This is a genomic window from Mycobacterium sp. (assembly GCF_050701675.1).
GTDB lineage: Bacteria > Actinomycetota > Actinomycetes > Mycobacteriales > Mycobacteriaceae > Mycobacterium.
Window position 1 is genome coordinate 1 of the sequence record NZ_JBOGDD010000845.1, and the last position, 8,133, is coordinate 8,133.

8 protein-coding genes are annotated in these 8,133 nt (G+C 66.7%); 4 read left to right on the plus strand and 4 right to left on the minus strand.

From position 1 onward, the window contains the following. On the minus strand, positions 1–519 hold a 519-nt coding region (locus tag ACRDUX_RS25960; protein ID WP_526417918.1), incomplete at its 3' end, for a carboxyl transferase domain-containing protein. Between the two features lie 88 nt (positions 520–607). Between ACRDUX_RS25960 and ACRDUX_RS25965 the strand changes: the two genes are divergently transcribed. Genes ACRDUX_RS25965 through ACRDUX_RS25975 form a run of 3 tightly spaced genes read left to right on the plus strand, consistent with a single transcriptional unit; the run spans position 608 to position 3,742 of the window. Further along, a complete protein-coding gene (locus tag ACRDUX_RS25965) occupies positions 608–1,660 on the plus strand; it encodes an LLM class F420-dependent oxidoreductase (protein ID WP_526417928.1) in 1,053 nt (350 codons plus the stop codon). Further along, complete coding sequence (locus ACRDUX_RS25970; RefSeq protein ID WP_526417920.1) at positions 1,641–2,510, plus strand: SDR family NAD(P)-dependent oxidoreductase; 870 nt, start codon at positions 1,641–1,643, stop codon at positions 2,508–2,510. The genes ACRDUX_RS25965 and ACRDUX_RS25970 overlap by 20 nt, the downstream gene beginning before the upstream one ends. 11 nt (positions 2,511–2,521) lie before the next feature. Beyond that, entirely contained in the window at positions 2,522–3,742 is a 1,221-nt protein-coding gene (locus ACRDUX_RS25975) for a cytochrome P450 (RefSeq protein WP_526417930.1), read from the plus strand. A gap of 82 nt (positions 3,743–3,824) precedes the next feature. Here the strand turns inward: ACRDUX_RS25975 and ACRDUX_RS25980 are convergent, their stop codons facing one another. After that, a complete protein-coding gene (locus ACRDUX_RS25980) occupies positions 3,825–3,962 on the minus strand; it encodes a CstA-like transporter-associated (seleno)protein (RefSeq protein WP_526417922.1) in 138 nt (45 codons plus the stop codon). After that, positions 3,962–6,250, minus strand: coding sequence for a carbon starvation CstA family protein (locus ACRDUX_RS25985; protein ID WP_526417924.1), 2,289 nt, complete (start codon positions 6,248–6,250; stop codon positions 3,962–3,964). Before ACRDUX_RS25985 ends, ACRDUX_RS25980 begins: the two co-directional genes overlap by 1 nt. A gap of 157 nt (positions 6,251–6,407) precedes the next feature. Between ACRDUX_RS25985 and ACRDUX_RS25990 the strand changes: the two genes are divergently transcribed. Then, the gene (locus tag ACRDUX_RS25990; protein ID WP_526417932.1) at positions 6,408–6,998 is read left to right on the plus strand and encodes a DinB family protein; all 591 of its coding nucleotides are present in this window, start codon (positions 6,408–6,410) and stop codon (positions 6,996–6,998) included. A gap of 3 nt (positions 6,999–7,001) precedes the next feature. Here the strand turns inward: ACRDUX_RS25990 and ACRDUX_RS25995 are convergent. Next, a partial coding sequence (locus ACRDUX_RS25995) for an ATP-dependent DNA ligase (RefSeq protein ID WP_526417926.1) occupies positions 7,002–8,133 on the minus strand: 1,132 nt, incomplete at its 5' end.

Consider the following 8,133-nt stretch of genomic DNA (forward strand, 5'->3'; position numbering starts at 1 on the left):
GTCGCACACCGGGGCGACCAATGCGCCGTGGCCCGCTGACGGGCCGAGTACTGCGGCGACGGTTGGGACGTGGCCCGAGCACTTGGCTTGCGCAAGAAGATCGGTGGGGGTGCGGCCGTAATGCTCACCGGAGGGGCGAAAACCCGCTCCCTCCAACAACATCACCAGTGGAATCCGGTCCCGCAGTGCGAGCTCGGCAATGCGGTAGCGCTTGGCATTGCCGCCTGGGCCGATGCTGCCGGCCAACGTGGTGAAGTCCTCTGCGCCGACCATGATGGGTGTGCCGTTGAGCAGTCCTGAGCCGACGACGATGCCGTCGGCGGCAGTCTCGCCCCCGACCAGGGTGCCGAGTTCCCGGAAGGAGCCCTTGTCCAGCAGTCGGTTCAGCCGCGCCCGCGCATCGAGCTTGCCCTTGCCGTGGTGCTTGGCAAGTCGTTCAGCGCCACCCATGCCCAAGGTGCGGAGACGACGTCGCTCGAGGTCGCCGAGGGTGTCTTCCCAATCCTGGGCCTTCGTCATGCGTTCCATCCTCACAGGTGGGTACCGGTGTCGTGCGGTTATGCGCGTTGACCATACTGAATTGCTTACTGTAGCGTCGACGTCTGTGCTGAGAGAGGTCGGGGGCCTCAAGATCGACCGGGGCATTCCCAGTGAGCTGGTCCGTGTTCCGGCGGTGGTCGGGGCGCTCGAGCGACGGGGCTACGACGGGTGCTGGACGGGCGAGATCAACCACGATCCGTTCCTTCCGGTGATGCTGGCGGCCGAGCACACCTCACGGCTTGAGGTAGGGACCAGCATCGCCGTTGCCTTCGCGCGGAACCCGATGACCGTCGCCAACGTGGGCTGGGACCTGCAGTCCTACTCGGGCGGGCGCTTCAACCTGGGGCTCGGCACCCAGGTGCGGGCACACGTCGAGAGGCGCTTCGGTATGCCGTGGAGCCATCCCGTCCGCCGCATGCGGGAGTTCATCCATGCGCTGCAAGCGATCTGGACGGCGTGGCGAGACGGCACCAGATTGGCGTTCGACGGTGAGTTCTACCGGCACACGTTGATGACGCCGATGTTCACGCCGGAACCGATGGCGCACGGATCTCCGAGGATCTACGTCGCCGCCGTCGGTGCGGCGATGACCGAGATGTGCGGCGAGGTCGCCGACGGGCTGTTGGCCCACGCGTTTACGACGAAGCGTTACGCCGACGAGGTGACGACGCCTGCGCTGTTGCGAGGCCTGCGGCGAGCGGGTCGGGACCGCAACGGGTTTCAGGTGTCCTGCCCGGTGTTCGTCGTGACGGGGGAGACCGACGAGGCGATGGAGACGGCGGCCGCCGCGTTCCGCAAGCAGATCGCGTTCTACGGCTCGACGCCCGCCTACGCCAAGGTTCTCGAGCTGCACGGGTGGGGCGATCTGCACATCGAGCTGCACCGGTTGTCGAGGGATGGTCGGTGGGACGCCATGGGCGAACTCATCGACGACGACGTGTTGCGGGCGTTCGCCGTCGCGGCCCCGCTCGCCGAAGTGGCCGATGCGCTGGTGGCGCGCTGCGACGGCGTGATCGACAGGGTGCTGCCCGCCTTCCCGGCCGGTCTGTCGGAAGACGCCATAGACGCCGTGCTCGACGACGTTCGCGATCGGAGTGGTGATGGACAAGATCAGGGGTAGAACCGTCGTCGTCACCGGCGGGGCGAGGGGTATCGGCTACGCCACCGCGCGGGCGCTGCTGGCCCGCGGCGCGCGGGTGGTGATCGGTGACCGGGACGTCGCGCGTCTGGACGCGGCCGTCGCCGCACTGTCGGAGCACGGCGTGGTCTCGGGGCATCCGCTCGACGTGACGGATGCGGAATCGTTCGCCACGTTTCTGGACAAGGCCCGCAGTGACGGGGACGGGCACGTCGACGTGCTGGTCAACAATGCCGGTGTCATGCCGATCGGTGCGTTCCTCGAGCAGTCCGAGACGTCGATCCGGTCCTCGATCGAGGTCAACTTCTACGGCGTGCTGACCGGATGCCGGCTGGTGTTGCCGGAGATGATCAAACGGCGTCGAGGGCATATCGTGAACGTCGCGTCCCTGGCCGGAATGGTCGCCGTGCCGGGCCAAGTGGTCTACGCCGGAACGAAGTTCGCCGTCGTCGGGCTATCGACCGCACTGGCCGATGAATTCGCACCGCACGGCGTCGAGGTGAGCGTGGTGATGCCGCCATTCACCAACACCGAGTTGATCAGTGGCACCAAGGGCGGCCCCGCCGGCAAGCCGGTGGAACCAGAGGACATCGCCGCGGCCATCGTGAAGACGCTCGACAAACCGAAGACGCATGTCTCGGTACCGGGCGGGCTGCGCTTCATTCTCGCCATCACGAACATGCTCGGTCCTCGCGGCAGGCGATGGCTGAACCGGCGCACCGGCACCGACCGCGTATTCCTCGACTTCGATCCGAACGCGCGGCGATCCTACGAAGACCGCGCACAGCACGCAACGGGTCTGGCGCCCACTGGCGAAGGGAAAGAGTCTTGAGCACTCACATCATGGACGAGGCCGCGAAGGTATTGGCCGACCCGCTTGCCTACACCGATGAGGCCGGCTTGCACCGGGCCTTGACGCATCTGCGGGCGCACGCGCCGGTGTCCTGGGTCGACGTTCCGAACTACCGACCGTTCTGGGCCGTCACCAAGCACGCCGACATCATGGCGATCGAGCGCGCCAACACGCTGTTCACCAACTCGCCGCGGCCGGTCCTCATGACCGCGGAGTCGGACGAGCTCCAGGCCGGCGTCGGCATCAGCACTCTGATCCACATGGACGACCCGCAGCACCGTGTGGTGCGGGCGATCGGCGGTGATTGGTTCCGGCCGAAGGCGATGCGCGCCATGAAGATTCGCGTGGACGAACTCGCAACCCGATATGTCGACCACATGGCTGCGGTCGGGCCCGAGTGCGACTTCGTGCAGGAAGTCGCGGTGAACTTCCCCCTGTTCGTCATCATGTCGCTGCTCGGCGTACCGGAGTCGGACTTTCCGCGAATGCTGCAATACACGCAGGAACTCTTCGGCAACGACGACGCGGAATTCGGCGGCGGCGGTTCCAAGGAGGACCAGTTGGCGGTGCTGCTCGACATGTTCGGGTACTTCACTGCGCTGACCGCATCACGGCGGGAACGGCCGACCGAGGATCTGGCATCCGCGATCGCGAATGCGCGCATCGACGGCGAGCCGCTGTCGGATGTCGACACGGTGTCGTACTACGTCATCGTCGCCACCGCCGGGCACGACACCACCAGTGCCACCATTTCGGGCGGCCTTCAGGCGCTGATCGAGAATCCCGAACAGCTGCAACGCCTTCGGGATGATCCGGACCTGATGGGGTTGGCCACCGAGGAGATGATCCGCTGGGTCACACCGGTGAAGGAGTTCATGCGAACAGCGGCCGAGAACACCACGGTTCGTGGCGTGCCGATCGCCGCGGGGGAGTCGGTGCTGCTCTCGTACCCGTCGGGCAACCGCGACGAGGAGGTGTTCACCGACCCGTTCCGCTTCGACATCGGCCGCGACCCCAACAAGCACGTCGCCTTCGGGTACGGCGTGCACTTCTGCCTCGGCGCCGCCCTGGCTCGCATGGAGGTGAACAGCTTCTTCTCGGCGTTGGTGCCGAGACTACGGTCGATCGAATTGGCAGGCGATCCCGAGAACACGGCCACCATCTTCGTGGGCGGGCTCAAGCACCTGCCGATTCGTTATGCGTTGAGCTAGCTCCCCACCGCGCGAGCGTGCGCGAAGTGCCACATCCCACGGCGTGTCGCCGGGCAGACACGCACGTTCGCGGCAGGGGCGGCTAGCAGCAGCGGCTCTGCGGGTTGCGCTCGGTTGCCGCGTGGCGCATCCGCCAGTACTCCCGCTCGGAGCAGACGGGTTCGCCGGGATGGGTGCGTGCCCGGTGAACCAGGTAGCGCTGGTAGTGGTTGTCGCCCATCAATGAGCTGAAGTACCAACTGATCTGGCGTGCGGTTTCGGTAGCGCGTCCCACTGTTGTTGCACCTCCTTCTCGGCTGCGGTCGGAATCAGGCCCGACGGGGCGAAGATCCGTGACGGCACCGGCTCGTCCGCGCTGAGCGGGCGTGCGCCGCCGCGGATCGCCTTGAGCGCGACCATGACCCCCGCTGCGAAGACGATCAAGACCAGGACGGCGAATACGACCGAAAGCGTGCCCTGGATGAACGTGTTGCGGATGACGGCGTCGAGCTGGCCCGCGTTCTTGGCCGCGCCGAACGCCGTCTTGCCCGCATCCTTGGCATCGCTGTACTGGAAGTGCTGGGTCCAGTAGCCGACCTTCGGGTCACCGGAGAAGATCTTCTGCCAGGACGCCGTCATCGTCACGACCAGGTCCCACATCAGCGGAACACCCGGAATCCATGCCCATTTCAGCAATCCACGCTTGATGATCACGACCGTGACGACCGTCAACGCGATGGCCGCCAGCAGCTGATTGGCGATGCCGAAGAGCGGGAAGAGCGTGTTGATCCCACCGAGCGGATCGGTGACGCCCATCAGCAGGATGCTGCCCCACGCGGCCACCACGATGACGCTGCAGGACCACGCGCCGATGCGCCAACTCGGATTGCGCAGCTTCTTCAGCGGGCCACCGAGATTGGACAACCCGTCGGACAGCATGAACCTCGCAACCCGAGTGCCCGCGTCGACGGTGGTGAGGATGAACAGCGCCTCGAACATGATCGCGAAGTGATACCAGAACGCCTTGAGGCCTTCGCCGCCGAAGACCTGGTGCAATACCTCGGACATGCCGAACGCCAACGTCGGCGCCCCACCCGTGCGCGAGACGATGGAACTCTCACCGACGCTTTCCGCCGCGGCGGTGATCTGCTCGCCGGTGGCCGGCGACCCCGACAGCCCGAGCCCGTTGACGTAGTCGGCCGCCGTCTGTGCGGTGGTGCCCGTTGAGGCGGCAGGCGCGTTGATGGCGAAGTACAGGTGCTGGTTGAGGATTGCCGCGGTGATGAGCGCCATGATCGCGACGAACGACTCGGTCAGCATGCCGCCGTAGCCGATCAGCCTCATCTGGCTTTCCTTCTCCAGCAACTTGGGCGTGGTGCCCGAAGAGATGAGCGCGTGGAAGCCGGACAGCGCGCCGCAGGCGATGGTGATGAACAGGAATGGGAAGAGGGCGCCTGCGAAGACCGGTCCGGTGCCGCTGGAGGCGAACGTCGAGATCGCAGGCGCCTCCATGATCGGGCGCGCGACCAGGATGCCGATGGCCAGCAGAATGATGGTACCGACCTTCATGAACGTCGACAGATAGTCGCGCGGGGCCAGCAGGAGCCACACCGGCAGCACCGAGGCGGCGAGGCCGTACACGATGATGCACCATGACAGCGCGACCGGCGAGAGCGTGAACCAGTCGACGCCCCAGGCTGTTTCGGCTACCCAGCCGCCGGATACCACGGCAAGGAGCAGTAGCACGACGCCGATCAGCGACACCTCGGAGATCCGGCCAGGACGCAGGAACCGCAGATACAGCCCCATGAAGATGGCGATGGGGATGGTCATGGCGATGGAGAAGACGCCCCAGGGGCTCTCGGCGAGCGCGTTGACGACGACGAGCGCGAGCACGGCCAGCAGGATGACCATGATGACGAGCACGCCGACGATCGCGGCGATACCGCCGACCGTGCCCAGTTCGTCGCGCGCCATCTGGCCGAGCGAGCGGCCGCGCCGGCGAACTGAGATGGACAGCACCAGGTAGTCCTGGACGCAGCCGGCGACCACCGCGCCGACGATGATCCAGATGGTGCCGGGCAGATAGCCCATCTGCATGGCCAGGACCGGGCCCACCAGCGGGCCCGCGCCTGCGATCGCCGCGAAGTGGTGGCCGAACAGCACCCGACGGTCCGTCGGCATGTAGTCGGTGCCGTTCTCGAACACTTCGGCGGGTGTTGCGTGGTCGTCGCGCGGGTTGACGATCTTCATCTCGATCAGTCGGGCGTAGAAGCGGAACCCGATGACGTAGGTGCAGATGGCGGCGATGACGAACCAGACCGCGCTCACTGTCTCACCGCGGAAGAAGGCGATCACCGCCCAAGCGATCGCCCCGAGCAGGGCGATGACGGCGAAGACGATCTTGTGCTTCGTCGTGATCGGTGACCGGTCGATGATCGCCACCGGTGGCAGGTCGGCGTCGGTCCGGACGTAGGTGAGGTCGCCGTCGGTCTCCTCGACGGAGCCCGATGCGGTTGGGGTAGCCATGGTCTGATCCTTTCATCGCGTGCGAGGCGATTTGTCGGAACGCTCCTCTTTCGGTCGGTTCGACGTGCGGTGAGGATCATGCGGGACCGCGGTCTGCACGGAAATGCAGTTGCGTACGAGCGGGCGGCGATCGATCCTGGTGTCGATGGGCACGTCGATGGGCGATGAGGAATTCAAGGCAAACCTGCACGGCTACCTCCAGGCCGGCCGCGACGCGATGTCATGGAAGTTGGAGGGGCTGACCGAGTACGACGTGCGTCGACCACTCACACCGACCGGAACCAACCTCCTTGGTCTGGTCAAGCACCTCGTCGGCTGCGAGTTGGGTTACTTCGGTGCGGTGTTCGGGCGACCGGTCGATGAGCCGCCGCCTTGGCTGGTCGACCAGACCGAGCCGAATGCGGACATGTGGGCTACGGCCGACGAGTCACGCGATGACATCGTCGGATGGTATCGCCGCGCATGCTCGCATTCGGATGCGACGATCCGTTCCTCGGCGCTCGATTCCACCGGACTGGTCGAGCACTGGCCGCCGGAACGCCGAGTCGTGACGTTGCATCAGATCCTGGTGCACATGACCGCCGAAACGCACCGGCATGCAGGGCACGCCGACGTCGTCAGAGAATTGATCGACCGCTCCGTCGGATCGCGGCGCGACCGCGACAACATGGCTCCTGGTGATCAGGCATGGTGGGCGCAGTACCGGCTTGGCGTGGAACGTGCCGCACGAGAAGCCGACCGACGGTAGCCATCAGCGTTCGTAGAGGGTCCGCACGGTCTCGACGGTGTCGGCCTCGGCTGGGCCCTTGTCGTCGCGGTAGCGCAGCACGCGCGCAAAGCGCAGCGCCATCCCGCCGGGATAGCGAGTGGAGGTCTGCACACCGTCGATGGCGATCTCGACCACCTGCTCGGGCCGCAGTTTGACGACGTAGCCGTCCGTCGGCCCGTCCGCGAGCTCGAGGAAGCGATTGGTCTGCCAGTCGAGCATTGCGTCGGTCATGCCCTTGAATGTCTTGCCCAGCATGACGAATCCACCCGTCTCCGGGTCGCGTGCGCCGAGGTGGATGTTGGACAGCTTGCCCGTGCGCCTGCCCGACCCCCACTCCACGGCGAGCACGACGAGGTCGAGGGTGTGCACGGGTTTGACCTTCAACCACCCGGCGCCGCGGCGGCCCGCCTCGTACGACGCCGTCGGCGACTTCGCCATCACGCCCTCGTGTCCGGCGTCCAGCGTGGCCGCGAGGAACGACGCGGCGGCCTCCCGGTCCGACGTGGTCACCCGGTCCACCCGCTGCGCGGCGGGCACGATCGCGTCGAGAGTCGAGAGGCGTTCGGTGGCGGGCAGGTCGAGGAGGTCGACGCCGTCGAGATGCAACAGGTCGAAGAAGAACACCGACAGTGGTTGGGCGGCGCGGGCGGCTTCGACGTCGGCGCTCCTGTCTCTCCCGCCTCGGCCACCGCCGCGGCCGAACCGCGATGCCGTCACCTGAAACCGATGTGGCCGCCCGTCGGGCCCCAGTGCGATGGCCTCGGCGTCGGCGATGATCGCGGTGACCGGCAGCGCGAGCACTGCGTCGACCACCTCGGGGAGCCGGGCGGTGACGTCGTCGAGACTGCGGGTGTACAGCGACACGGTGTCACCCGACCGGTGGATCTGAACCCGCGCTCCGTCGAGCTTGGCCTCGAAGATGGCCGTCCCGCCGAGCTTTTCGAGTGCGTCCGCGACACCCGTCGCGGTTTGCGCGAGCATGGGGCCGACCGGTCGGCCGACGTGGAGCGTGAACTCCGCGAGCGCGGCGCGGCCGTCGGTCAACGCCGCCGCCGCGACGGCAGGCAGGTCACCACCCAGCATCGCGGCGCGCCGCACGTCGGCCGCTGGGACG